We start from the raw sequence: 23,230 nt of genomic DNA, 5'->3' as shown, positions 1-23,230 counted from the left end.
GGAGAGAGAAACCATGGCGAAGCCCAAATGGACCGCGTTCCCGCACCCGTCGAAGGATTTCGTCTATGCGGGCGATGCCCTGAAGAAGAACTGGGACGCGCTGCACCAAGGGGACGCGGAGCCTTTCCCGAAGGAGAAGGAGGCGCAGGAGGCGTGGCGCCTCTACCACCAGGGCAGGTTCGCCGAGGCGGTCGAGGTCGGCCTGGACGCGGGCGGGGCCGCGGCGATCGCGGCGCTCAAGGCCCAGGCGATCTACGCGAATGGCGTCGAGCCGAAGGATGCGGCGAAGGTCTCGCTCTTCCAGGACGTCATGTCACGGGCCGAGCAGCTCGCGAAGGAAATCCCCAAGAGCGCCAATGCGCACTACCTCTACGCCTACGCCGCGGGGCGCTACAGCCAGCGCATCTCGGTGGCGAAGGCGCTCGCCCAGGGCTACGGCGGCAAGATCCGCGCCGCGCTCGAGACGGCGCTGAAGCTCGCGCCCAAGCACGCGGAGGCGCACATCGCCATGGGCGCCTGGCACGCGGAGATCCTCGACAAGGTGGGCGCGATGGTCGGCGGCCTCACCTACGGCGCGAAGAAGGACGCGGGCGAGGAGCACTACAAGAAGGCGCTGAAGCTCGCGCCGGCCTCGCCCATCGCCTGCATCGAATATGCCAACGGCCTGGTGATGATGCACGGCAAGAAGATGCTTGAAGAATCAGGGCGCTTCTACGAGAAGGCGGCGGCAATGCGCGCGCGCGATGCCATGGAAAAGCTCGACATCGAGATGGCGAAGGCGGAACTAGAGTGAAAACGCTGTTGCGCCTTCGACACGCTCAGAGGGAGAAAAGGGTGTTTTCCGAGGGAAAACCATTGACAAGATGTTTTGGCCTTGTGCATCCTCTCACCGTCACGCCTGGAGAGGCGAGATTGAGCTGAACTCAACATCACTATCTGATTGGAGGATTCATCAATGGCAGCTAAGAAAGCCAAGAAGCCCGCGAAGAAGCCCGCGGCGAAGAAGCCCGCGGCAAAGAAGCCGGTGAAGAAAGCCGTCGCCAAGAAGCCCGCGGCGAAGAAGGCCCCGGCGAAGAAGCGCAAGCCGAATGCCGCTTTCATGAAGCCGATGTCGACGAGCGCGACGCTCGCCGCCGTGATCGGTTCGGGCGCGATGCCGCGCACCGAAGTGACCAGCAAGCTCTGGGCATACATCAAGAAGAACAACCTTCAGGACAAGACCAACCGCCGCATGATCAATGCCGACGACAAGCTGCGCGAAGTCTTCGGGGGCAAGAAGCAGGTCTCGATGTTCGAGATGACCAAGCTGGTGTCCAAGCACCTCAAGTAAAGCCTGCGCGCCGGGGATTCCCGGTGAACACCGCTACGGGAACGGGCCGGTCGAAAGACCGGCCCGTTTTCATTTCCGCCGGTGGAAGGCCTAGCCGAGGAAGCCCAGGTTCGCGGCCCCGAAGCGCGAGAGGTTCGGGAAGATCGTCGCGAGTTCGCCCGTGCCGACGCCGAACCAGCTCGCGAGGGTCGCGGCGTACTGGTCGACCGACGTCGTCGGAATCCACAGGCCGCCGTTGCCCGTGTCGTCCGGGCCGCCGCGCACGAGCGTGGGGAACGTTCCGTACATCTTTCCGCCCTGCACGGCGCCGCCGACCACGAAGTGATGGTTGCCCCACGCGTGGTCGGAGCCCTTGCCGTTGGACGGGAAGGTGCGGCAGAAGTCCGATGACGTGAAGGACGTCACGAGGTCGGCGCAATTGAGCTCCACCGTCGCGTTGTAGAGCGCCGTGAGGGCCGCGCTCACCTCGCCGAGCAGTTCCGCCTGCCGGCCGAGCTGCTCGTCGCCATGCGTGTCGAAACCGCCCAGGGAGCAGAAGAACACCTGGCGCTTCAGGCCCAGGCTGGCGCGCGCGGAGAGGAGGCGCGCGATCATCTGCATCTGGCTTCCGATGCCGGTGTTGGGGAAGACGGTGGTGAAGGGCGGAACCGCTGCCAGCGCCGAGGCGAGGATCTGCTGGTTCTGGATCGCCCGCGAGATCACGTCCTTCCACGCGCCATCGAAGAGGTTCGCGCTGGGCAGCGCGAGCTGCTCGGTGATCGCCTTGGAGAGGGGATCGGTCGAGGCCGAGCCCTTGTAGAAGTCGAACCCGAACTGGTTGCCGGGCGAGACCTTGAACGACGAGAGCGTTGTGCCCACCCCGAACAGGTTGTTGCCCGCGACGGAAATCAGCGTCGAGCTCGTATTGGTGGTGTTGGCCGCCTTCATGAGGTCGGCGACGCGCCCGCCCCAGCCGCTGCGCGGCGCGCCATCCGAGATCGAGCTCTGCCACTGGGCCTGCTGGTCGCTGTGCGAATACAGGTCCGGCGGAACCGGGACGCTGCGCGCCTGGAGTTGCGCGCGCGTCAACGGCGCGAGCAGGGGGCCGGCGTTGGCCACGATCGCCGCGCGCCCCGCGTTGTAGAGCCCCTGGAGCCCCGTCATCGCCGGGTGCAGCCCGAAGGTGCGCCCCGGCGTGTTGCTCGTCGTGAGGGGCAACAGCGACCCCTGCGCGAGCGCGAGCGCGGGCGTGCGGCCGCTGGCGTACTGCGGATACTCAGTGGCCGAGGTGGGGATCACGGTGTTGTTGCCGTCGTTGCCGCCGAACATGAAGAGGCAGATCAGCGCGCGGTAGTCCTCGCCGGGGGCCTTGAGGACGGGACCGCTCAGGCTCGCGGCCGCGGCAATGCGCTGCAGGTCGGTATAGGCGCCGAGGGCGCCTACACCCAGGCCGGCGGCGCTCAGCTGCTTGAGGAAGTGGCGTCGGGTCGTCATGGGGGCTCCCTTATTTCTGGATCACGTAGTCGGGCGAGAGCGCGACCAGCATCAGAGCCGCCTTCACGCGGTCGGTGATGGTGGCGCCCGAGTCGCCGGTCTTGGTCGCGGGCATGGGCATGGTGCTCAGCGTGATCACCATCGTCGTGCGCAAGGCCTCGGACATCGCGCCGTTCATGAACAGGAGACTCAGGTGGTCGGCCAGCGCACCCGGCGACCCCGCGAGCGCGTTGAGCTGCGTGAGGTCCATGGTGAGCTTGGTATCGCCGCTTCCGTACGAGCCGTTCTTCACCAGCCGGGCGAAGAAGTTGAGCGTTCCCACCATGCTGGTCTCGGTCGTGATCTGGAATTCCGGTGCGACCAGGTTCGCCGCCGACAGCGGTCCGGGCTGCCGGTAGTTGGGCGAGAAGAAGTTGAAGACGCTGGGCGAGAGCAGCGGGCTCTGGTTCAGGCCTTCGTCGGCGCTGTCCAGGTACCAGATCTTGTTGCGCCCGGTGGGGCTCGTGGCGTTGAGGCCTCGCAGGAAGTTCGCGAAGCGGATCACGGGTTCGCGCTGCTTGCCCCAGCCCGCCTCGGTCGCCTTCGCGAGACTGCGAGCCTCGGGGTCGTACAGGACCTCCCTGAGCACCCACAGGAGATTGCCACGCACGCCGCCCGGATCGCGGTTGAACGCCGCGGCGACGCGCGCGATGTACTGCGGGCTCGGGTTCGAGGTGACGAAGCGCTGGATGAGCTGGCGGCCGACGAACGGGCCCACGTTCGGATGGTTGAACAGGGCATCGAGCGCGGCCTTCATGTCCTGCGCGGCAGTCTGGTTCGCGGGCAGCACGATCCCGTCGAAGATCGGCTTCGCGTTCGTGTCGTGCATCGACTCCCACGAGGCCATCGGCTCGAGCCAGTTCTCCTTGGGCGGGTTGAACGTCGAGGGCTTCGAAGTATCGGCGCCGGCGAAATTCCAGCCCGTGAAGGCCGCGGCCATGCCCTTGATCACCGTTTCGTCATAGGTGTTGATGGGCTTGCCGGCGGAGTCGAGGACGCGCGAGCCGTCGATATTCAGCTTGTAGAGGCCGATCGTGAAGAGCTGCATCACCTCGCGCGCGAAGTTCTCGTTCGGGTGCGTTCCCTTCACCGGATCGGCCTTGCGGCTGCCGATCATGTTGAGGTAGTAGCCCATCGCCGGATGCAGGGTCACGTTCTCGAGGAGATTGCGGTAGTTCCCGAAGGCGCCCGCGTTGAGCATGTCCCAGTACGAGGCCATCGCATACGTATCGAGGTCCGGCGCGATGTTGGAGATCACGAAGAGCTCGGAGAGCGCGAAAGCCATGCGCGCGCGCAACTGCCCCGGCTGCCACAGCCACTGCTGCCAGATCGCCTCGTAGGCGCGTTCCTCGTCGGGCTTCTCGCCCGCGGCCTTCCGGTCGTTCACGTATTGCACGAAGCTCGGTGCGACCATCGGGATCTGCTGGTTGAGCCAGGCGTCGAACCCGATCGCCTTGAGGTTCTCGATCTCCGCGATGCTCTTGATCCCGAAGGTGGCCTGGGTGAGGAAGCGCGCGGCGTCCTTTGTCTGGCTGTCGAGAACCGGTGGCGTCCCGACGGTGGTGATGTTGACGACGCTCGACGTCTTCGTACCGCCCCGGTCGTCAGTGGCGACGGCCGTCACGGCATAGCCAGCCTCGCTACTGTTCGGAAACACAAGGCGCCAGGGAGCGGCCGTCGCCTCGCCCATCTTGTAGGGACCCGTGAAGAACTCGACCTTCACGATCGTGCCGTCCGGATCGCTCGCCGCGGCGATCAACTCAAGGTTCGTACCCACCCTGACCACGGCATTGTTCGGCGGCGAGGTGATCGCGACCGTGGGCAGCTTGTTGGTCGTGCTCGTCGGCGGAGGCGGGGGCGCGGTGCCGCCCGTCTTCACTTCCTTGCTCTCCGTGTCCAGCGCGCCGCTGCTGCCGCTGTCGTCGAGCGCGCGAGCCGAGAACGTGTGGTTGCCGGCCGAGAGGCTCGCCACCTTGAATTCCCAGGGGGCGGCCGTGGCCTCGCCGATACGATCGCAGCCTTCGTAGAAGACGACCTTGCTCACGGGCCGGTCGCCTGCCGTCACCGCCGCCCGCAACGTCACCGTAGCGGGTGCGACGAGCGGGCTGGCGGTGGCATTGATGCTCAGGTCAACTTTGGGCGGGCGGATGCCCGGGTCGGTTCCGAACGCGAATCGGCGCACGGGCCGGCTGCGGGTGAAGCCGTTGATCGAGATCGTCAGGCGCGCTTCGTCGCCGTTGATGAATTCGATCGAGATGTTGCCCACCTCGGTGGTCTTCACCTTCGACGCCTCGAAGGCGGCCGTGTAGGGCGAGCCGGTCGTCGTGTAGAGCTTGCCGTTGAATTGGTTGGCTTCGGTGAACGTCCCGCCGGGCATCGTCACCCACAGGGGGCGGCCGGTTTCGTCGTAGGTGTAGAGGACACCAAAGATGTTGTTGCCGTTGTGATTGAGGGTGAGGCCCCAGCCCGATTCGTCGGGGTTCCACCAGATGTCGCTTCGGTCGTTGGGATAGTTCGACGGTGCGTTGCCGAACGAATAGCGCTTCACCTGCTTGGTCGACTGGTACGAACCGATCGTGACCTGCATCGTGGCGCTTTGGTCGTCGGCGCCGAAATCGATTCGCGCCGTGCCCACGCTCGAGACGTTCACCTGCGTCGGGTTGAAGAACGCCGCCCGATACGAAGGCCCCGTCGTTCGATAGAGGCTGCCCACGTACGTGCGGCCGTTGTTCTCGAACTTGCCGTCGGGCATCGACACCCACAGCGGCTTTCCGTCGGCGTCATAGATGTAGAGGAGGCCGAAGATCTTGTCGTGGTGGTGGGAGAGCGCGACACCCCATCCCGATTCGGAGGGGTTCCACCAGATGTCCGTGAAGTTTGCGGCGCGTGCCTGGAGTGATGGCACGACGAGGAGCGCCACCATCGCGAGCAGGCGCAGGCTGCGGCGTGCGGCAAGAAGCCACGCGGCAAAGCGCGTCGGTTGCTGGGTATTCACGGCTATTCTCCCTTGGAAGGCTATTTGAATCCGCCGCGATTACTGCAACTTCAGTGCCATGCCGTCAGTTCATTGTTTTCCAAGGGATTTTTGGAGCGTCGGCGAACCACGACTGTTGCCGGCGAGCGACACCACAAAGCCTGTTTCACACAATGTTGCGATGAAACAGCGACTTGGAATGTCGTCCTACAGCTACGAGCCAAAACAACGACAGGAGAGAGCGATGAAGTCCGTTTCCACGACGCGCGCGCCCGAGGCGCGAGGCCACTATTCACAGGCGATCGTTCACGGAGGGCTCGTCTATGTCGCGGGCCAATTGCCCGTCGTTCCGGGTGAACCGGAGCGCAATCTCGCGGGCTTCGATGAGCAGGTGCGCCAGACGCTCGCCAACGTGATCGCGATCCTCGAAGCCGCGGGCAGTGGCAAGGACCTGATCGTGCGCGCGACGGTTTACCTGGCCGGTGTCGAGCACTGGCCCGCGCTCAACAAGGTGTATGCCGAAGTCCTGGGCGCGCACCGGCCCGCGCGCACCGTCGTTCCGGTGCCCGGGCTGCACTACGGTTATCTCGTCGAGATCGACGCGATCGGCGCGCTCAGAGATTCCTGAAACGCTTCGGCACCTTCGCCGCGGCGGGTGCGGATTCGGCTACCTCGGCCACGGCGGGTGCTTTGTCGGCCTTGGCCTTCTTCGGCCTGGACGCGCGAGCCGGCTTCGCTTCGGACTTGGGCGCGACTTCATCCTCGCCCCAGGCGCTCATCAGCGTGAGCCACATCAGCTTGTCGAATTCGCCGGCGAACCGCGCGACGATCTCGTTGGGGTCGGGCACGAGGCCTTCATCCGTGATCACGCCGAACTGGATGCGTCCGTTGTACGACAGGATCGACACGCCCATTCCGATTCCCCCTGACTGGGGAACCCAGAAGTTCTGTTCGGCAATGCGCCCGCCTGCGAAATAAAGCGGATGCTGCGGGCCCGGCACGTTGGTCATCACCGCGCTCGCGTTCTGGCCCAGCAACTGCACCACTTGCTCCTGGAGGATGCGCGGCCCGTGGCCCACGGCGGTGAGGAGGCCCAGAGCGATGGCCGGCTGGTAGGAGCCTTTCAGGGCGCGCATGCGACGGCGCACCTCGTAGAGCCGCTCGAGCGGATGGTCCATGCCTAGCGGCAGGTCCAGGAAGACGAGGCCGAAGTGGTTGCCGAGACTGTGGCCCTGTCCGGGCGGACGAAGATTGACGGGTACCAGCGCGCGGATCTCCACTCCCTCGACCGGATCGCCGTGCTCCTCGAGGTAATCGCGCAGCGCCCCCGCCGCCATGGCGAGCAACACGTCGTTGATCGAGCAGCCCAGCGCACGTCCGACGATCTTCACTTCCTCGAGCGGCAGGGGATCGGCCCAGGCGCAGCGCTTGCGTGCGGTGAGGGGACCCTTGAAGCGTGTCGGCGAATCGCGCCCCATGAGGGCGAGCTTCGCCACCTCGCCGATGAAATCCACGCCCTTGCGGCTGGCTTCCTGCATCGCATCGGTCGCCATCTGGGGATTCGCCGCGATGGCGCGGCCCTGCTCGAGCAGCCCCTTGCCGATCTGCCCCGCATTTTCCAGCGCACCCGTGACGGGCTTGAGAATCTGTTCCCAGAACTCCGTTTCGCCCCCGGAAGAAGTGGTCTCGATGTCGGCTGCGGGCATGGCGAGGCTGCCCCTGGCGTCGGTGTGCGTCATCGAGAGCATGACCTGGATGAGCGCGATGCCGTCGGCGTAGCAATGGTGAATGCGCAGGATCAGCGCGCTGCCGCCACCGGCGTAGTTGTCGACGAGGTGGAATTGCCAGAGCGGCTTGGTGAAATCCAGGGGCGTGGACGCGAGGTCGCTCACCAGCGCCTCGAGCTCGGCCTTGTCCGCCTTGCCGGGAAGGGCGATGCGATGGACGTGCGAATCGATGTCGAAGTCGGTGTCGTCCTCCCACCAGGCGCCCGAGGAATCCTGCACGGCACGCTGGCGAAAGCGGCGGTAGGCGAGGAAGCGTGCCTCGATGATGCGCCGCACCTTCTTCAGGTTGAGCGCACCATCGAACATCATCACGCCGACGATCATCATGAGGTTCGTCGGGTGCTCCATGCGGAGCCAGGCGGTGTCGACGCCGGAAATTTTTTCTCGGGCCATGCGCGGGAGGCCTCTCGTGAATTGCCGTGAATTGCGACGCGGAGCGGGTTCGGCTAACTTTACACGACGACCTCTACCGGAGCGGGACCGATGTCCGATACCAAGAAGAAGTTCGAAGCCGCGGCCGCCGCGGTCCTGAAGGCCAAGAAGGACCCGGGCAGCGACATGAAGCTGAAGCTCTATGCCCACTACAAGCAGGGTACCGAAGGCGATGTGCAGGGCGACAAGCCCGGATTCACCGATTTCGTGAACCGTGCCAAGTACGAAGCGTGGGCTAAACTGAAGGGCATGTCCGCGGACGACGCACAGAACGCCTATATAAAGCTCGTCGACCGGATCACGCGCGAATAACAAGACTGACCCCGGCGCACCCGGGGCGCGGCGGGGCCGCGCGCAACGCTTCTCTCAGGGAGAACCCCATGAACGGCCCGATACGTTCGGCGCTTTGCGCCGCGGCATTCCTTTTCCTGCTGCATCCCGCCGCTGCGCATGCCGCGCCCGGTGACTTCGACACCGCTTTCGGCAGCACCGGCATCGTGCTCGGTCCGCCCGCGACCTACGCGGGCGAGGGCGTGGCCATCGACCGCAATGAAGGCGTGCTCTTCCTTCGCAAGGTCCTGACCGGGCCGGACGTCGAGACGATCACGCTGATGCGACTCAAGTCCAACGGCAATGTGGACACGACGTTCGGAACAGGAGGCGATGCGGCATTCGGAACGGGCTTCGCGACCAGCATCGCGCTCGACCGGCGGCGCATCCTCGTCGTCGGGAGCTCGTCCGCCGGGAGCCCGACCACCGAAGTCACTGTCCGCCGCTATTCCGAGGAAGGCGTGCCCGACACATCGTTCGGCGTATCCGGGATCGTCACGATCCCCGCGGTGGATCCCTTCGGGATCATCGACGTGCAGGCCCAGGATGATCGCAAGGTGGTCGTCGTCACGTCCACGCGCCCGCCCGGCGGCGCCCCGGGGCAGCAGCGAATCACGCTTTACCGGCTCACGGAAGCCGGTGTGCTCGATGCGACCTTCGGAACGGGAGGCGTGGTCCTGACCGCCATTCCGGGCGGCACGGGCATCGACCGCGGCACGGGCCTGCGCGTGCAGCCCGATGGGCGGATCGTGGTGACGGGTCGCTCGCACCGCGGGGGCACCGACTTCGACGCCGTGTTGTTGCGCTACCTGGCCAACGGCGCGCTCGATCCCACCTTCGCCACCGGTGGAATCCTCGTCGTTCCGTTCGGCGCCGAGCGCGCCTTCGGCCGACGCCTCTACCTCGCACCCGACGGTCGGATCGTCGTGACGGGAACGGTGTTCACGGCTGCGGGCGAGGTGGACCGCGTCGGGACCTTCCGCGTGAATGGCGCGGGCGCTCTCGATGTCGGCTTTGGCTCGGCTGGAGTGAGCACGCTTCCCGTCTCGCCTTTCGGCGCCTCGGTCTTCAACATCGCTCGCCAGCCCGACGACAAGAGCGTGTCCGTCGGATGGCGCGATGTCGCGGATCCTCCGTCCGATTCACAGATCGGGACGGTCTACCGCATCACGGCCTTCGGAACGCTCGATACCTCCTGGGGCGGAGGCGGGCGGATCGACATCCTGGCGCCGGGATTTTCGAGCTCGAACATGAGCTCCGTGGCGATCGACGACCGTGAACGCGTGGTCGTGGTCGGCAGCGTGCGCAATGGGACGGACACGCGCTGGCTCGTGGCGCGCCTCAAGACCGGCCGGATGGAGGAGTGCCGGTAGGAAAACTCGGGGACGCCTTGGCGTCCCCGATTCTTACTTGCGGGCCTTCCGCGTCGCTGCCTTCTTCTTGGCGGGGGCCTTGCGCGACCCGCCCGACAGGGACTTCAGGCTCGCATTCAGCTGCTCGACTTGCTTGGCAAGTGCGTCAATGTCCTTGTTCGTGAGGACACCGAGGCGGCCCAGCGAGCGCGCGACGCGCTCCTCGAACACCTGCTCGAGCTTGTCCCACTTGCCCGCGGCCGTCGCGGCGGTGGCGTCGGCTTGCGCGCGCACGTTCTTGAAGGCCTGGTCGGCCACCGTGCGGGCCTGGCCGCGCAGCGATTGACCGCGCTCGACCAGCAGTTCGAACATCTTGTCGCCTTCACTGCGCGCGCGGGCGAATGCGCCGAGGCCGGCAAGCCAGATCTTCTGGGCGGATTCGGCGACGGATTGCGGGAAACCTTCGGGCGTGGCTCTTGCGGTGCGCTTGCGGGACTTGGTTTTGCTGGCCATAGGGCCTCCTGGTCGTTGTCGGGATCCGCGACACCGCGGACCCAGGGTTATGGAGAAAGTGTAGGCCCGAGCTTTAGAGCCGTCACACTATTATTGGCGCGGGTTAAACTTCGGCACCGCCCAAAGAGCGCGGCTTCGAGAGGAGAGCGATGGAGAAGGTCTGGCTGAAGTCCTACCCGCCAGGGGTTCCCGCGGAGATCGACGTCCGCGAATACGCAAGCATCCGCGACATCTTCGAGAAGAGCTGCGCCAAGTTCGCTTCCCTGCCGGCCTACTCGTGCATGGGCAGGACGATCACGTACGCCGAGCTCGAACGCCAATCCCGCGATTTCGGCGCCTGGCTGCAGGCGCGCGGCCTGGAGAAGGGCGATCGCATCGCGATCATGATGCCCAACGTCCTCCAGTACCCCGTGGCGCTCTTCGGCGCGCTGCGCGCGGGTTTCACGGTGGTGAACTGCAATCCGCTCTATACCCCGCGAGAGCTCGAGCACCAGCTCGTCGACTCGGGCGCCAAGGCGATCGTCATCCTCGAGAACTTCGCCAAGACGCTCGAAGCCGTCCTCCCCAAGACGCCGGTGAAGACGATCGTCACCACGCAGCTGGGCGACATGCATGGCTTCCCGAAGTCGCTGATCATGAATTTCGTGGTGAAGCGAGTGAAGAAGATGGTTCCCGAGTGGAACCTGCCCGGGACCGTGACCTTCCCCGCGGTGCTGTCGGCCGGCGCGGGCCTGAAGCTCGCCGAGCCTCCGCTGAACCACGGCGACATCGCGTTCCTCCAGTACACCGGCGGCACAACGGGTGTCTCGAAGGGCGCGATGCTCACGCACGGCAATATCGTGGCGAACCTGCTCCAGACCTCGGCGTGGTGGGGCGTGGGCCTGCGCGAGGGCAGGGAAATCATCATCACGGCGCTGCCGCTGTATCACATCTTCGCGCTCACCGGAAATTGCCTCACCTTCATGAAGATCGGCGCGCACAACGTGCTGATCACCAATCCACGCGATTTCGCGGGCTTCGTGAAGGAGCTCGGCACCTGGCGCTTCACCTGCTTCACCGGCGTGAATTCGCTATTCAATGCGCTGCTCAACACGCCGGGCTTCGACAAGCTCGACTTCTCCGGCCTGCACATGTCGCTGGGCGGCGGGATGGCCGTGCAGCGCGCGGTGGCCGAACGCTGGAAGCAGGTGACCGGCAAGCCGCTGCTCGAGGCCTACGGCCTGACCGAGACGTCGCCGGGTGCGTGCATCAATCCGATGGTCGATGGCGCGGAGTACAACGGCTACTGCGGGCTGCCGATCTCGTCGACTACCGTCACGATCCGGGACGACGACGGCAAGATCCTCGCGCTCGGGGAGACTGGGGAGATCTGCATCGCCGGACCGCAGGTGATGAAGGGCTACTGGAATCGCCCGGAGGAAACCGCGAAGGTGATGACCTCGGACGGTTCGTTCCGCACCGGCGACATCGGCATCATGAATTCCGAGGGGTTCGTGAAGATCGTCGACCGGAAGAAGGACATGATCCTGGTCTCGGGCTTCAACGTGTATCCGAACGAGGTCGAGGATGTCGTCGCGATGATGCCCGGCGTCCTCGAGGTCTGCGCGGTCGCTACACCCGACGACAAGTCAGGCGAAGTCGTGCGCGCCGTGATCGTCCGCAAGGATCCCGCGCTCACCCGCGACCAGGTGATCGAGCACTGCAAGCAGAACCTCACCGGCTACAAGGTCCCGAAGGTGGTGGAGTTCTGGAAGGAACTGCCGAAGACCAACGTCGGCAAGGTCCTGCGCCGCGAAGTGAAGAACGCGCCGCTCAGAGTCTAGGCGGCGCGCTCGTACACGGGACCGTATTCGCGCAGTGCCGCGCGGATACGCTCCAGCGCCCAGTCGATCTCCTGGCGCTCGATGATGAGCGCCGGCGCGAAGCGCGCCACGGTGCCGTGCGTATCCTTCGAGAGCACGCCGTGCTTGAGCAGCGTCTCCACGAACGCGCGTGCGCTGACCTTCGCCGGGTCGAGCTCGATACCCACCAGCAGGCCCTTGCCACGAACGTCGGTGACGACCGGGCTTGCGATGGTCTTCAGGCGCGCAAGCAGGTAGTCGCCCATCGCCGCGGCGCGGTCGGCGAGCTTCTCTTCCATCAGCACATTGAGCGAGGCGAGCCCGATGGCCGCGCCCAGCGCATTGCCGCCGAAGGTGCTGCCGTGATCGCCGGGCTTGAACACGCCCATCACGTCCTCGCGCGCGAGGAATGCGGAGACCGGCATGAGGCCGCCGCCCAGCGCCTTGCCGAGGATGAGCCCGTCGGGCTTCACGCCTTCATGCTGGATCGCGAGGACCTTGCCGGTGCGGCCAAGGCCGGTCTGCACTTCATCGACGATGAGCAGCACGTTGTTCTCGCGGCAAATGCGCGCGCACTCCGTGAGATAGCCCTCGGGCGGAACGATGATGCCGGCTTCGCCTTGCACGGGCTCGACCAGGAATGCCGCGGTGTTGGGCGTGATCGCTGCGGCGAGCGCCTTCGCGTCGCCGAACGGAACGGCCGGGAACGCGCCCTTGGCGTAGGGACCGAAGTCGTCGCGGTACTGCGCTTCCGACGAGAACCCGACGATGGTCGACGTACGCCCGTGGAAGTTGGCTTCGCAGACGATGATCTCGGCCTTGTCGCGCGGCACCTTCTTGACGATGTAGGCCCACTTGCGCGCGCACTTGATCGCGGTCTCGACGCCTTCGGCGCCCGTGGTCATCGGGAGCGCGCGATCCATGCCCGTGATCTCGCACAGCCGCGCGAGGAAGGGCGGCAACGTATTGCTGTGGAATGCGCGTGAAGTCACCGCGAGGCGCTTGGCCTGCTCGGTGAACACCTGCACGAGTTTGGGATGCCCGTAACCGAAGCTCACCGCCGAATAAGCGGAAAGCATGTCGAGGTAGCGGCGGTCCTGGTCATCCCAGAGCCAGACGCCTTCACCTCGGGTCAGGACGATGGGCAGCGGAGCGTAGTTCGTGGCGCCGTAGCGGCGCTCGAGCGCGATGTAGTCGCTCATGGGGAACCTCACAAAAATCCCGCGCCGCGTTCGCAACACAGCAGGCGGGACAGTCCAAATTATACGCGGGGACCCAGTTGCTTCGCCAACCCGGAGGAAAGGCGCGCGGCCAGTGCGTAGATGGAGAGCTGGGGATTGGCGGCCACGCTGGTGGGAAAGAGCGAGCCGTCGTGGATCGAGAGATTCTCGACCTGGTGGTGCCGTCCGTCTTCATTGACGACGGAGACGCGCGGGTCGTTGCCCATCGCGCAGCCGCCCATCACGTGCGCGCTGACCACGCGGGTGCGCAGCGCGCGCATCGGCAGCGCTTCGATCGCGGCGCGCGCCGCCTGCCACGAGGTGAGCGGTTCGGCTTCCTCGTGCATCGGCATCACGACCTTCGCGCCCGCGGCGAACTGGATCTCGGCCATCGCCAGGAATCCACGGCGCGCGCCTTCCCACAGGTAATCGCCCATCGCGTAGTCGAGCTCACCCGAGCCATCGCCGCGCAGCACGACGCGTCCCCCGGGAGAGGATGGATGGAAGCCGTCGCGCAGCAACGCGATCGCGACATGCAGTCGCGGAAGGTTCGTCATCCACTTCGCGTGCGCCTCGCCGAATCCGGGGAGCGTGATGCCCGCGAGGATCGGATGCACGGGCGCGGCCTCGAGCTTGAAGCCCGCGGGGCCGTCGAGCGGGACCTTGTCGAGGAAGTGATCGGAATAGATCGTCTGCGGCGCGCCTGCGTGGCCTTTCACTTCGTCGGGCATGAGCGCACCCGAGACCACGGTCGGGTGAAGGAACGTGCGCCGGCCGGCGGTGAGATTCGGATCGGGCAGGCGGCTGCGAAGCAGGACCGTCGCCGAACCAATGCCGCCCGCCGCGAGGACGAAATGCCGCGCGCGCAGCCGAATGCGATACGGCGAGACCGTGCCCGATGCGATTCCCACGGCTTCGGCGCGATCGATGCGCTCGCCGTTCATCACGAGCCGTTCCACACGTGCCTGGTGGATCAGCGTCGCGCCCTTCGCGAGCGCGCCCGGAATCGTCGTGACGAGCATCGACTGCTTGGCGTTGGTCGGGCATCCCATGCCGCAGTAGCCGAGGTTCCAGCAGCCCTTCACGTTGCGTGCGATCGCCGCACTCGGGATGCCGAGCTTCTCGCACCCGCGGCGCAGGAGGTCGTTGTTCTCGTTGGGTGCGACGGGCCACGGGGCGATGGCGAGACGCTCCTCCATCTTCACGAACCACGGCGAGAGCCGGGCTTCGTCCAGCGTGGTGAGCCCGTGCGCATCGCGCCAATGCGCGAGCGTGCGCGAGGGCGTGCGGAAGCTCGAGGTCCAGTTGACGGTGGTCGATCCGCCCACGCAGCGACCCTGGAGGATGGTGATGCCCTTGTCCTTCGTCTGGCGGCCCGCGGTCTCCTGGTAGAGCTGCGGATAGGCCTCGCGCTCGCGCATGTTGAAGTCGGTGGAGCTGCGCAACGGGCCTTCCTCGGCGATCACGACCTTGAGGCCGGCATCGGCCAGGACTTCCGCCGTCACGCCACCGCCCGCGCCGCTGCCGATCACGACGACGTCCGCATCCAGTTCGAGATCGCGGTCGAGAGCCGCGGCGTCGATCGCCTTCCAGCCTGACGCGATGCCTTCGCGAATCGGGTCGCGGATCATGGCGCGACCTTCGGCGGGCCCAAGTAGCCGATCGCCGGCCACGAGAGCGGGTTGCCGTACCACGCGCCCTGCGTGAGCTGCGTGAGCGCCTGGTAGCCGGCGCGCAGGAGATCGAAGCGGCTCGTGCGCCAGCGCTGCAGGAATGCGGCGATGTCCTCTGGGGCGGCACCATCCCACGGGGACGCGACTCCGGCCACGACGATGCGCGTGGGCGCGAAGCGAAGCAGGCCCATCAACTGGTCGATCTCGGTTTGCACCGCGGGTGACAACGCGGAGATGGCCCGATCGAACGCTTCGACGACTTCGCGCACGGCCTTCGCGTGAGTGGCGGCGTCCTTCGGGAGCGAGCCCGCGAGGATCACCGGCACGAGCGAATGCAGGAGCATGGCGGTGGGCTCATCGAGCACGCGGTAGTTGTGCGCGGGCGTGGCCGAGCGGCGATTGAGCAAGCCCACCGTCACGAGGACGGCGGCACCGGCGAGGCCCACCTGGAGGAAGCGGCGACGGGAAACCAAGGCTAGCGGAAGAGAAACTTCACCAGCGACTCGAAACGCTTGCCGTAGGGCGGACGGAAGAGTGCGAGGCCGTTGAGGCGCGACTGGTGGAACACGGACTTGAGGTGCGAGAACGTCTCGAAGCCTTCGCGCCCGTGGTAGCGGCCCATGCCGCTAGGCCCGACGCCGCCGAAGGGCAGGTCGTCCTGGGCGATGTGGAGGATCGTCTCGTTCACGGACACGCCGCCCGAAACGGTTTCGGCGAGGACGCGATCGACGTTTCCACCGTCGTGGTCGAAAACGTAGAGTGCCAGCGGGCGCGGCCGTGCGTTCACGAAGGCGATCGCTTCGTCGAGCGACTTGTACGGAATGATCGGCAGCAGCGGACCGAAGATCTCCTCGCGCATCACGGTCATGGTGTCGTTCACGTCGAGAAGCAGGCGGGGCGCGATCTTGCGCGTGGCCTTCAGGTCCTCGCCGGCGGGGTTGAGCTCCACGACGCGCGCGCCCTTTGCCGCGGCATCGTCAACGTAGCCCGCAAGCCGCGCGTGCTGGCGATCGTTCACGATCGAGGTGAAGTCCGGGTTGTCCGCGATGCGCGGGTAAAGCCGCGCGACACTGGCCTTTGCGGCATCGACGAATTCGGCGACGCGTTCCTCGGGCACCAGGACGTAGTCGGGCGCGATGCACGTCTGGCCCGCGTTGAGGCACTTGCCGTAGAGGATGCGATCGGCGGCCTGCGCGACGGAGAAATCGCGGCCGACGATGGCCGGCGACTTGCCGCCGAGCTCGAGCGTCACCGGCGTGAGGTTCTCCGCGGCCGCGCGCATCACGTGGCGCCCGACGGCCGTCGATCCCGTGAAGAGCAAATGGTCGAAGGGCAGGGCACTGAACTCACGCGCGATCTCGGGCCCGCCGTTGACCACCGCGAGCACCGCGGGATCGAAGCGCTGCGCGACGAGCTTCTCGAAGAGCGCGCCCGTGGCCGGGGCGACCTCGGACATCTTCACGAGGACGCGATTGCCCGCGGAAATCGCACTCGCGATCGGACCGATGGCCAGATAGAGCGGGTAGTTCCAGGGCACCACGATGCCCACCACGCCGAGCGGCTGCGCGATGAGGCGCGACCGGCCGGGGAGGAACCAGAGATTCGTCGCGCGCCGGCGCGGCCGCATCCAGGCGCGAAAATGCCGACGTGCATGGCGCAAGGCTTCGATCGAGGGAAAGATCTCGAGGAGCTGGGTCTCGTGAACGGAGCGCCCGCCGAAGTCGGCGTGGATCGCGGCGGCGATCTCCCGTCCGTGCTCCCGGAGAAGCGCTTCGAGGGCGGAAAGGGCGGCGGCGCGCTGTCCGGCGTCGAGCCCCAGCCCTCCCTGGGACAGCGCGCGCTGGCGGGCGAAAAGGGCCTCCAGCGGGGTGGTTTCAGGCGCTTTGGAGGGCGGGACGTCCTTGAGATTCAACTTTAGGTATCTCTATTAAGTGTTTGGTAATAAACGAGCATACGGCTACTACATGTCATCCAATTGATCTGGATTCAAACGCTCGTTTCAATCAGTCGTTAGAATACCGAATAGTGCCTCCCGACACCATCAGCGCCGGCCCGGAAGCCCTGCGCAGCCACCTCGAAACCCTCCGCGACTTGCGGGGCCGCGATGCCTCAGCCGGTCCGCCGCCACGTCTCGCCGAGTTGAAGCGCTGGCAATCGGATCGCCTCGCCCGGACCTATACCGACCTCTCGGCCCAGCCGCGCTACCGGCAGGCCACGACGTTCTTCCTCGAGGACCTCTACGGCCCGAAGGATTTCAGCGCGCGCGATGCCGAGATGCTTCGGATCTATCCACTGCTGGTGCGCACGCTGCCGGCGACTGCGGTGGAGACGGCCTCGCTGGCGATCGAAGTCGATGCGCTTTCCGAATCGCTCGACCGTCGGACCTCCGAGGCGCTGCCGCCGGGGCCCATTCACGAAGCGAGCTACGCCAGGGCCTATCGCGCGGCGAGCACGCCGGCCGAACGCGAGCGGCAGATCGAGCTGATTGCCGCGGTGGGCGAGCGGCTCGATCGCCTCGTGAAGAAGCCGATGGTTTATCGCACGCTGAAGCTCATGCGCACGCCGGCAAGGCTCGCGGGCCTCGCGGACCTGCAGACGTTCCTGGAGAGGGGCTTTGCGTCCTTCCGCGAGATGGATGGCGCGGAGGAATTCCTGGCGACGATCGCCGCGCGCGAACGCGCGATCGCTAAGGCGCTTTTTTCTTCGCAGGTCCCTTTTTCGGCGTAGCTTCCGCGGCCTTTCTAGGCGGCGCGGCTTCCTCTTTCTTCTTCGGCTCGGCCTTCGCGGCAAACAGCGCATCGAGCTCGCCATGCACGGCGCGCTCGATCGAGCCCCTCATCGCCTTCAGCAGGAACCCGAGCGTGATGCTCAGGTGGAGGTCCTTGTCGCCGACTTCGAGCGACCCGGTCACCCCGGATCGCGCGAAGTTCAGCGTGTTGCCGTTCCAGGCGCCCTTCAGGTCGAACTTCTTCGCGAGATGCTCGATCATCTTGTCGGCGGCCGCGCGCGCAGCCTTGAGACCGAGGTCATGCGCGCGACGGACGTCGATGTCGGCCATGTCAGTTGTCGATCTTGGCGCCGGATTCCTTCACGACCTTGCCCCAGCTCTCGATCTCGGAACGCACGAACTTTCCGAACTCCGCCGGGGGCATGCCGCCCGCTTCGCCGCCTTGCTGCGCCCAGATGTTCTTGATGTCCGGATCGGAAAGCTGCTTCACGATCGCCTCGTACATCTTCTGCTGGATGTCCTTGGGCGTGCCCTTGATCGCGAAGATGGCGTACCACGTGGTCACCTTGAAGTCCGGGATGCCCGACTCGCCCATCGTCGGCACATCGGGCAGGAGCGCGTTGCGGTTGGCCGAGGTCACCGCCAGGCCGCGCAGCTTGCCTGCCTTGATCTGCGGACCCGACGTGCTCATCCCGTCGAAGGCGAGGTCGACCACGCCGCCGAGGAGATCGGGCATGAGGGGGCCGGCGCCCTTGTACGGGACGTGGACGAGATTCGTGCCGGTCTTCAGCTTGAAGAGCTCGCCCACCATGTGGTGCGTGGTGCCGTTGCCGGCGGAGCCGAAGTTGAGCTTTCCCGGGTTCGCCTTCGCGTACTTCACGAGGTCGGCGACCGTCTTGAAGTCGTGCTTGGGATGGAGCGAGATCACGTTGGGCACGAAGGCGAGCACCGTGATCGGTTCGAAGTCCTTCTCGAGGCCGGCATACGGGAGCTTCGTGTAGAGCGTTTCGGCGATCGTGTGGTGCACGGCGCCGACGAAGAACGTGTAGCCATCCGCCGGGGCCTTCGATGCGGTGGCCGCGCCGAGCGTGCCGCCCGCGCCGCCGAGATTCTCGATCAGCACGTTCTGGCCGAGCGCCAGCGAGAGCTTGGTTGCCATCGGCCGCGCGAACGCATCCGTGCCGCCGCCGGCCGGGAAGGGGTTGATCCACTTGATCGGACGATTGGGCCAGCCCTGGGCGCTGGCGACACCGATGGCGGCAACCGCCAGGACGACGGCCGCAAGGCCTCGCGCGACAATCCGATTCGACATGAACGTTCTCCCTGGAAGGCTCTTATTGGCAGTCGTACTCTAGCTCGGTATCAGGTGACACGGGGCACCGCTAGTGGCCCTTGCCCATGAGCGTGTCCGGCAGCCAGGTCGCGATGCCGGGCACCAGGCACAGTACGACCATGAAGGCGAGCATGATGAAGACGTAGGGCATGGAGCCGCGCAGGATCGTCCCGAGCGGCACCTCCGGCGCTACGCCTCGCAGGACATAGAGGTTGAGGCCGACGGGTGGCGTGATGAGCCCCACCTCCATGTTGATCGTCAGCATCACCGCGAACCAGATCAGGTCGAAGCCGTTGGCCTCGAGCACGGGCGTCAGGATCGGCATGAGCATCAGGATGATCGCGACCGGCGGCAGGAAGCAGCCGAGGACCAGCAGGAAAATGTTGATCGCGAAGAGCAGCACCCAGCGGTTCATCTTGAGCGCCACCAGCCACTCGGCCGCCGACTGCGAGACGTAGAGCAGCGACATCATGTAGGAGAAGAGCGCGGCGGCCGCGATGATCATGAGGATCATGCTCGACTCGCGCACCGTATCGCGGAAGATCAGCCATTGCTGCCGCGGGCGCCAGGCCCGGTAGATCGTCATCACGAGGATGAGCGCCATGAAGGCGCCCACGCCGGCGATCTCCGAGGGCGTGGCGAGTCCCCCGTACATGAAGTAGGCGATGGCGATGATGATCACCAGGAATGGCCCCACGCGGAACATGCCTTCCATCTTCTCCTTCAGCGTGAAGGTCTCCTCGACGCGCGGCAGGCCGCGGCGTTCCATGAACATCGCGAAGCACGCATAGGCCGAGAAGAGGATCACCAGCAGGATTCCCGGCACCACGCCCGAGAGGAACAGCCGGCCGATCGACGTTTCGGTCGCGATCCCGTAGAGGATCAGCGTGATCGAGGGCGGAATGAGGATGCCCAGCGTGCCGCCGGCGCAGATCGCCCCGGTGGCCAGTGCGGGCGGGATGCCGCGGCGGATCATTTCGGGCACGCCGGCCTTGCCAATGGCCGCGGCGGTGGCGGGCGAGCTGCCGCACACCGCGGAGAACATGCCGCACGCCAGGATGTTGGCAATGATCAGGCCGCCGGGCACTCGCGCGAGCCAGCGATAGAGGGACTCGTAGATATCCTTGCCCGCCGCGGACACGCCGATGGCAGCGCCCAGCAGGACGAAGAGCGGGATGGTGAGCAGCGCGAACGAGTTCAGCTCGTCCATGAATTGCGTGGCAACGACCGCGAGGCTCGCGGGGCCCTTGAAGACCAGGAGGAAGCCGATCGCCACGAGCGCGAGGCCCCACGCGATGGGAAACCCGGAGAACAGCACGATCGTGGTGATGGCCACGATGAGGAGGCCGATCTGCAGCTCGTTCATCGGCTAGGCCCCTTGCCCGGAAATGGCCGTGGGCGCCACGTCCTCGCGGCGCAGCATCTCGGCCACGTATTGCAGCGCAGTGAGCCCCAGGCCCACCGGCATCAACGCGAAAAAAGGCCAGCGCGGCGGATTCCACGACGAGCCGCTGCGCTCGTTGGCGTGCCAGGCGTCGATCGTGAGTTCGAGGCCTTTCCACGCGAGGTAGGTGCACACGGCGAGGCCGAGGACGGCCAGCGTTCGTTCCAGGGCGCGCCGGTGCCCCGTCGAGAGCCACTGCGAGACGAGGTCGACGCCGATGTGGCCCTTGGTCCGCAGGCAGTAGGGCGAGCCAATGAGGACGGTGCCCACGATGAGGTACGTCGCGAGCTCGATTTCCCAGTAGGTCGAGTGCCCGGTCGCCCGCCAGAGCACCATCCAGACGATGATCAGGGTAGCCGCCGCGATGCACGCGGCGGCCACGACGGCGCAGGCGGTCGAGAGCCGATCGACCGCGCGAACGAATCGCGCGGCTCCCGAGCCGCTCATTTGACGGCGGTGATGAGTTTCAGCAGCTCCTTCGCGTCGGCCGACTTCGCCTCGAACTCCGGCCAGGAGGTCTTCTTCGCGAGGTCGATCCAGGCATCGAATTGCGCCTTGGTCAGGGGCTGCACCTTCGCGCCGGCCTTCGTGTAGACGTCGATCATCGTCTTCACCGCCTCATGCTGGTTGGCGGCAAACCACGCGTCGCTCTTGTCGGCGGCTTCCTCGAAGATCTTCTTCTGCGCGGGGGTGAGCTTGTCCCACGAGGCCTTCGACATCAGCAGCGGCTGGAGCAGGAACCACAGCGTGTAGTCACCGCCCACCGTGGCGAACTTCGTCTGCTCGTAGATGCGCATCGTGACGAACGACTCGGCGGAGGTGAGCGTGGAGGTGAGCACGCCCGACTGCAGCGACGGGTAGATCTCCGTCGACGGGATGTTGATCACCGAGGCGCCCGCGGCCTTGAGCATGGTCTCGAACGTCGGATCGGCCGCGCGCATCTTCTCGCCCTTGACTGAATCGGGGCCGGCGATCGGCCGGTCCTTGGAGGCGAAGCCGCCCGGCGTCCACCACCAGGTCACCAGGTGCACGCCGTTCCTCTCCATTACTTCCTGGAGCTTCTTGTGGAAGGGCGTTCCCTTCAGGCGCATGGCGTGCTCGAGCGTGTTGATCGTGCCCGGCATGATCGTGATCGAGACTTCGGGCACCTTGCCGACGGCATACGACATCGGGAACACAGCCATTTCGAGCGTGCCCGACTGCAGCGCGTCGAACTGCGCCGCGGGCTTGATGTTGAGCGAGCTGCCCGGGTAGATGCGGAACTTGAGGCCCGGGTCCTTCTTGTTCACTTCCTCGACGAAGAGGCGCGTGGCCTTGTCGCGCGCGTCCGTGTTGGCCTTGAACTGGTGGGAGATCTTCAATTCCTGCGCGGCAGAAGGCAGCGCGAGGGCGATCGTGGCGAGTGCGCCCGTGAGCAGGGCGAAGGTACGTCGGTTCATGTGTACTCCTCCTAATCGTTATGGTCGTGCAACCTACGCGACGACGTGCCGCGTGTAAATCGTGCGGCGCATCACGCGGCCGCGCGCACGCTCGAGCGCCGGGTCGCTTCCGCCGCGAGGTGCTCCATCGCCGCATCCACCCCGCCTTTCCTGTGGGGCACGCCTGCGACCGCGAGGCCCATCTCCACGCCGGCGAGCGTGCCCGCGAGGGTGAGATCGTTGAAGTCGCCCAGGTGCCCGATGCGGAAGATCTTCCCGGAGAGCTTCGTGAGCCCCGTGCCGAGCGACATGTCGAACTGCTCGAGCACGATCTTGCGGAAGCGGTCGGCATCGTGGCCCGGCGGCATCATCACGGCGGTGAGCGCCGAGCTGTATTCCTCGGGAACGGCGCAAAGAATCTCGAGGCCCCATGCGCGCACGGCTCGGCGCGTCGCTTCGGCGTGACGGTCGTGGCGAGCGAAGACCGCCGCATAGCCTTCTTCCTCGAGCATCTGGATCGCAACCTCGAGGCCATAGAGGAGATTCGTGGCCGGCGTCGAGGGCCAGAAGCCGGTGGCGTTCGACGCGAGGATCTCGCTCCAGTCCCAGTAGGCGCGCGGCATCTTCGATTGCTTGTGTGCGGCGAGCGCTTTCTCGGACACGGCATTGAAGCCCAGGCCCGGCGGCAGCATCAGGCCCTTCTGCGAGCCGCCGACGGTGACGTCCACGCCCCACTCGTCATGCTTGTAGTCGATCGAGGCGAGTGACGAGATCGTGTCCACCATCAGCAACGCCGGGTGCTTCGCGTTGTCGATCGCGCGGCGGATGAGGGGAATGCGGGTCGTCACGCCCGTGGACGTTTCGTTATGCACGACGCACACCGCCTTGATGGCGTGCGACTTGTCTTCGAGAAGGCGACGTTCGATCGCCTCGTGATCAGCGCCGCGGCGCCAGTCGCCCGGAAGGACGTCCACTTCGAGGCCGACCTTCTTTGCAAGCTTCGACCAGAGGGTGGAGAAGTGCCCCGTCTCGGACATCAGCACCTTGTCGCCGGGATTGAGCGCGTTCACGAGCGCGGCTTCCCAGGCTCCGGTGCCCGAGCCCGCATAAATGATGACCGGGTTCTTCGTCTGGAAGACCCGCTTCATGCCCTCGAGGACGGCGAAACCGATCGCCTGGAACTCGGGCCCGCGATGATCGATGGTGGGCCGGTCGATCGCGCGCAACACGCGGTCCGGAACGTTGGTAGGGCCGGGAATCTGGAGGAAATGGCGGCCGGCTCGGTGGGTCATGGCGAATTCCTCGTGCAGGGTGTTGCAGTGAGCGGGGCGGTTTTGTATACA

At 65.9% G+C, this 23,230-nt stretch carries 21 protein-coding genes; 7 read left to right on the top strand and 14 right to left on the bottom strand.

Going from position 1 to position 23,230, the window contains the following annotated elements:
- Nucleotides 1–13 precede the first annotated feature (13 nt).
- Together DSM104440_RS10180 and DSM104440_RS10175 are read left to right on the top strand one after the other, a co-directional pair.
- A complete protein-coding gene (locus DSM104440_RS10180) occupies nucleotides 14–793 on the top strand; it encodes a tetratricopeptide repeat protein (protein ID WP_171162257.1) in 780 nt (259 codons plus the stop codon).
- Nucleotides 794–955: 162 nt separating this feature from the next.
- Nucleotides 956–1,330, top strand: coding sequence for an SWIB/MDM2 domain-containing protein (locus tag DSM104440_RS10175; RefSeq protein WP_171162255.1), 375 nt, complete (start codon nucleotides 956–958; stop codon nucleotides 1,328–1,330).
- 90 nt (nucleotides 1,331–1,420) lie between these two features.
- Here DSM104440_RS10175 and DSM104440_RS10170 read toward each other — a convergent pair whose 3' ends face one another.
- Both DSM104440_RS10170 and DSM104440_RS10165 read right to left on the bottom strand, forming a co-directional pair.
- Nucleotides 1,421–2,803 (bottom strand): DUF1501 domain-containing protein, encoded by a 1,383-nt coding sequence (locus DSM104440_RS10170; protein ID WP_171162253.1) that lies wholly within the window; start codon nucleotides 2,801–2,803, stop codon nucleotides 1,421–1,423.
- A gap of 10 nt (nucleotides 2,804–2,813) precedes the next feature.
- The gene (locus DSM104440_RS10165; RefSeq protein ID WP_171162250.1) at nucleotides 2,814–5,837 is read right to left on the bottom strand and encodes a DUF1800 family protein; all 3,024 of its coding nucleotides are present in this window, start codon (nucleotides 5,835–5,837) and stop codon (nucleotides 2,814–2,816) included.
- 223 nt (nucleotides 5,838–6,060) lie between these two features.
- Between DSM104440_RS10165 and DSM104440_RS10160 the strand changes: the two genes are divergently transcribed.
- Nucleotides 6,061–6,444 carry a RidA family protein gene (locus DSM104440_RS10160; protein ID WP_171162248.1) on the top strand — a complete coding sequence of 128 codons (384 nt, stop codon included), beginning with the start codon at nucleotides 6,061–6,063 and terminating at the stop codon, nucleotides 6,442–6,444.
- Here DSM104440_RS10160 and DSM104440_RS10155 read toward each other — a convergent pair.
- Nucleotides 6,431–7,996 carry a WS/DGAT/MGAT family O-acyltransferase gene (locus DSM104440_RS10155; RefSeq protein WP_171162246.1) on the bottom strand — a complete coding sequence of 522 codons (1,566 nt, stop codon included), beginning with the start codon at nucleotides 7,994–7,996 and terminating at the stop codon, nucleotides 6,431–6,433. The genes DSM104440_RS10160 and DSM104440_RS10155 overlap by 14 nt on opposite strands.
- A gap of 90 nt (nucleotides 7,997–8,086) precedes the next feature.
- Here DSM104440_RS10155 and DSM104440_RS10150 point away from each other — a divergent pair, with 90 nt between their 5' ends.
- Both DSM104440_RS10150 and DSM104440_RS10145 read left to right on the top strand, forming a co-directional pair.
- Nucleotides 8,087–8,347, top strand: a complete 261-nt coding sequence (locus DSM104440_RS10150) for an acyl-CoA-binding protein (RefSeq protein ID WP_171162244.1) — start codon at nucleotides 8,087–8,089, stop codon at nucleotides 8,345–8,347.
- A 68-nt stretch (nucleotides 8,348–8,415) separates the two neighbouring features.
- Nucleotides 8,416–9,738 (top strand): delta-60 repeat domain-containing protein, encoded by a 1,323-nt coding sequence (locus DSM104440_RS10145; protein ID WP_171162242.1) that lies wholly within the window; start codon nucleotides 8,416–8,418, stop codon nucleotides 9,736–9,738.
- A 33-nt stretch (nucleotides 9,739–9,771) separates the two neighbouring features.
- Here the strand turns inward: DSM104440_RS10145 and DSM104440_RS10140 are convergent, their stop codons facing one another.
- Entirely contained in the window at nucleotides 9,772–10,230 is a 459-nt protein-coding gene (locus DSM104440_RS10140; RefSeq protein WP_171162240.1) for a phasin family protein, read from the bottom strand.
- A 149-nt stretch (nucleotides 10,231–10,379) separates the two neighbouring features.
- On the opposite strand from DSM104440_RS10140, the gene DSM104440_RS10135 reads away from it, so the two are divergent.
- Nucleotides 10,380–12,053: a long-chain-fatty-acid--CoA ligase gene (locus tag DSM104440_RS10135; RefSeq protein ID WP_171162238.1), complete on the top strand. Its 1,674-nt coding sequence runs from the start codon at nucleotides 10,380–10,382 to the stop codon at nucleotides 12,051–12,053.
- Here the strand turns inward: DSM104440_RS10135 and rocD are convergent.
- Genes rocD through DSM104440_RS10115 form a run of 4 tightly spaced genes read right to left on the bottom strand, consistent with a single transcriptional unit; the run spans nucleotide 12,050 to nucleotide 16,876 of the window.
- Nucleotides 12,050–13,273 (bottom strand): ornithine--oxo-acid transaminase, encoded by a 1,224-nt coding sequence (rocD, locus tag DSM104440_RS10130; protein WP_171162236.1) that lies wholly within the window; start codon nucleotides 13,271–13,273, stop codon nucleotides 12,050–12,052. The two genes, DSM104440_RS10135 and rocD, sit on opposite strands and share 4 nt — an antisense overlap.
- Before the next feature lie 59 nt (nucleotides 13,274–13,332).
- Nucleotides 13,333–14,922 (bottom strand): GMC family oxidoreductase, encoded by a 1,590-nt coding sequence (locus DSM104440_RS10125; protein WP_171162234.1) that lies wholly within the window; start codon nucleotides 14,920–14,922, stop codon nucleotides 13,333–13,335.
- The gene (locus tag DSM104440_RS10120) at nucleotides 14,919–15,437 is read right to left on the bottom strand and encodes a hypothetical protein (RefSeq protein ID WP_171162232.1); all 519 of its coding nucleotides are present in this window, start codon (nucleotides 15,435–15,437) and stop codon (nucleotides 14,919–14,921) included. Before DSM104440_RS10120 ends, DSM104440_RS10125 begins: the two co-directional genes overlap by 4 nt.
- A 2-nt stretch (nucleotides 15,438–15,439) precedes the next feature.
- A complete protein-coding gene (locus DSM104440_RS10115) occupies nucleotides 15,440–16,876 on the bottom strand; it encodes a coniferyl aldehyde dehydrogenase (protein WP_212758021.1) in 1,437 nt (478 codons plus the stop codon).
- 113 nt (nucleotides 16,877–16,989) lie between these two features.
- On the opposite strand from DSM104440_RS10115, the gene DSM104440_RS10110 reads away from it, so the two are divergent.
- The gene (locus DSM104440_RS10110; RefSeq protein WP_171162230.1) at nucleotides 16,990–17,691 is read left to right on the top strand and encodes a DUF8198 family protein; all 702 of its coding nucleotides are present in this window, start codon (nucleotides 16,990–16,992) and stop codon (nucleotides 17,689–17,691) included.
- On the opposite strand, the gene DSM104440_RS10105 is transcribed toward DSM104440_RS10110, so the two are convergent.
- The 6 genes from DSM104440_RS10105 to DSM104440_RS10080 all read right to left on the bottom strand — a co-directional run bounded on the left by DSM104440_RS10105 (nucleotide 17,651) and on the right by DSM104440_RS10080 (nucleotide 23,179).
- On the bottom strand, nucleotides 17,651–18,022 hold the full coding sequence (locus DSM104440_RS10105; RefSeq protein ID WP_171162228.1) for a polyhydroxyalkanoic acid system family protein: 372 nt from the start codon (nucleotides 18,020–18,022) through the stop codon (nucleotides 17,651–17,653). The genes DSM104440_RS10110 and DSM104440_RS10105 overlap by 41 nt on opposite strands.
- 1 nt (nucleotide 18,023) lies before the next feature.
- Entirely contained in the window at nucleotides 18,024–19,004 is a 981-nt protein-coding gene (locus tag DSM104440_RS10100; RefSeq protein ID WP_171162226.1) for a Bug family tripartite tricarboxylate transporter substrate binding protein, read from the bottom strand.
- A 70-nt stretch (nucleotides 19,005–19,074) separates the two neighbouring features.
- Nucleotides 19,075–20,391 (bottom strand): TRAP transporter large permease, encoded by a 1,317-nt coding sequence (locus DSM104440_RS10095; protein ID WP_171162224.1) that lies wholly within the window; start codon nucleotides 20,389–20,391, stop codon nucleotides 19,075–19,077.
- A 3-nt stretch (nucleotides 20,392–20,394) separates the two neighbouring features.
- Nucleotides 20,395–20,916: a TRAP transporter small permease subunit gene (locus tag DSM104440_RS10090; protein ID WP_171162222.1), complete on the bottom strand. Its 522-nt coding sequence runs from the start codon at nucleotides 20,914–20,916 to the stop codon at nucleotides 20,395–20,397.
- Nucleotides 20,913–21,908, bottom strand: a complete 996-nt coding sequence (dctP, locus tag DSM104440_RS10085; protein ID WP_171162220.1) for a TRAP transporter substrate-binding protein DctP — start codon at nucleotides 21,906–21,908, stop codon at nucleotides 20,913–20,915. Before dctP ends, DSM104440_RS10090 begins: the two co-directional genes overlap by 4 nt.
- A 71-nt stretch (nucleotides 21,909–21,979) precedes the next feature.
- Nucleotides 21,980–23,179: a pyridoxal-phosphate-dependent aminotransferase family protein gene (locus DSM104440_RS10080; protein ID WP_171162218.1), complete on the bottom strand. Its 1,200-nt coding sequence runs from the start codon at nucleotides 23,177–23,179 to the stop codon at nucleotides 21,980–21,982.
- Between the last annotated feature and the right edge of the window lie 51 nt (nucleotides 23,180–23,230).

The organism is Usitatibacter palustris (genome assembly GCF_013003985.1).
Lineage (GTDB): Bacteria > Pseudomonadota > Gammaproteobacteria > Burkholderiales > Usitatibacteraceae > Usitatibacter > Usitatibacter palustris.
Note: the sequence above shows the minus strand (reverse complement) of the source record. Positions and strands in the feature narration are given on the sequence as shown.

What these genes read in the sequence shown, in the direction of transcription:
- DSM104440_RS10180 (WP_171162257.1), top strand. Translation starts at nt 14, where the DNA reads ATGGCGAAGCCCAAATGGACCGCGTTCCCGCACCCGTCGAAGGATTTC.
- DSM104440_RS10175 (WP_171162255.1), top strand. Translation starts at nt 956, where the DNA reads ATGGCAGCTAAGAAAGCCAAGAAGCCCGCGAAGAAGCCCGCGGCGAAG.
- DSM104440_RS10170 (WP_171162253.1), bottom strand. Translation starts at nt 2,803, where the DNA reads ATGACGACCCGACGCCACTTCCTCAAGCAGCTGAGCGCCGCCGGCCTG.
- DSM104440_RS10160 (WP_171162248.1), top strand. Translation starts at nt 6,061, where the DNA reads ATGAAGTCCGTTTCCACGACGCGCGCGCCCGAGGCGCGAGGCCACTAT.
- DSM104440_RS10155 (WP_171162246.1), bottom strand. Translation starts at nt 7,996, where the DNA reads ATGGCCCGAGAAAAAATTTCCGGCGTCGACACCGCCTGGCTCCGCATG.
- DSM104440_RS10150 (WP_171162244.1), top strand. Translation starts at nt 8,087, where the DNA reads ATGTCCGATACCAAGAAGAAGTTCGAAGCCGCGGCCGCCGCGGTCCTG.
- DSM104440_RS10145 (WP_171162242.1), top strand. Translation starts at nt 8,416, where the DNA reads ATGAACGGCCCGATACGTTCGGCGCTTTGCGCCGCGGCATTCCTTTTC.
- DSM104440_RS10140 (WP_171162240.1), bottom strand. Translation starts at nt 10,230, where the DNA reads ATGGCCAGCAAAACCAAGTCCCGCAAGCGCACCGCAAGAGCCACGCCC.
- DSM104440_RS10135 (WP_171162238.1), top strand. Translation starts at nt 10,380, where the DNA reads ATGGAGAAGGTCTGGCTGAAGTCCTACCCGCCAGGGGTTCCCGCGGAG.
- rocD (WP_171162236.1), bottom strand. Translation starts at nt 13,273, where the DNA reads ATGAGCGACTACATCGCGCTCGAGCGCCGCTACGGCGCCACGAACTAC.
- DSM104440_RS10125 (WP_171162234.1), bottom strand. Translation starts at nt 14,922, where the DNA reads ATGATCCGCGACCCGATTCGCGAAGGCATCGCGTCAGGCTGGAAGGCG.
- DSM104440_RS10105 (WP_171162228.1), bottom strand. Translation starts at nt 18,022, where the DNA reads ATGGCCGACATCGACGTCCGTCGCGCGCATGACCTCGGTCTCAAGGCT.
- DSM104440_RS10100 (WP_171162226.1), bottom strand. Translation starts at nt 19,004, where the DNA reads ATGTCGAATCGGATTGTCGCGCGAGGCCTTGCGGCCGTCGTCCTGGCG.
- DSM104440_RS10095 (WP_171162224.1), bottom strand. Translation starts at nt 20,391, where the DNA reads ATGAACGAGCTGCAGATCGGCCTCCTCATCGTGGCCATCACCACGATC.
- DSM104440_RS10090 (WP_171162222.1), bottom strand. Translation starts at nt 20,916, where the DNA reads ATGAGCGGCTCGGGAGCCGCGCGATTCGTTCGCGCGGTCGATCGGCTC.
- dctP (WP_171162220.1), bottom strand. Translation starts at nt 21,908, where the DNA reads ATGAACCGACGTACCTTCGCCCTGCTCACGGGCGCACTCGCCACGATC.
- DSM104440_RS10080 (WP_171162218.1), bottom strand. Translation starts at nt 23,179, where the DNA reads ATGACCCACCGAGCCGGCCGCCATTTCCTCCAGATTCCCGGCCCTACC.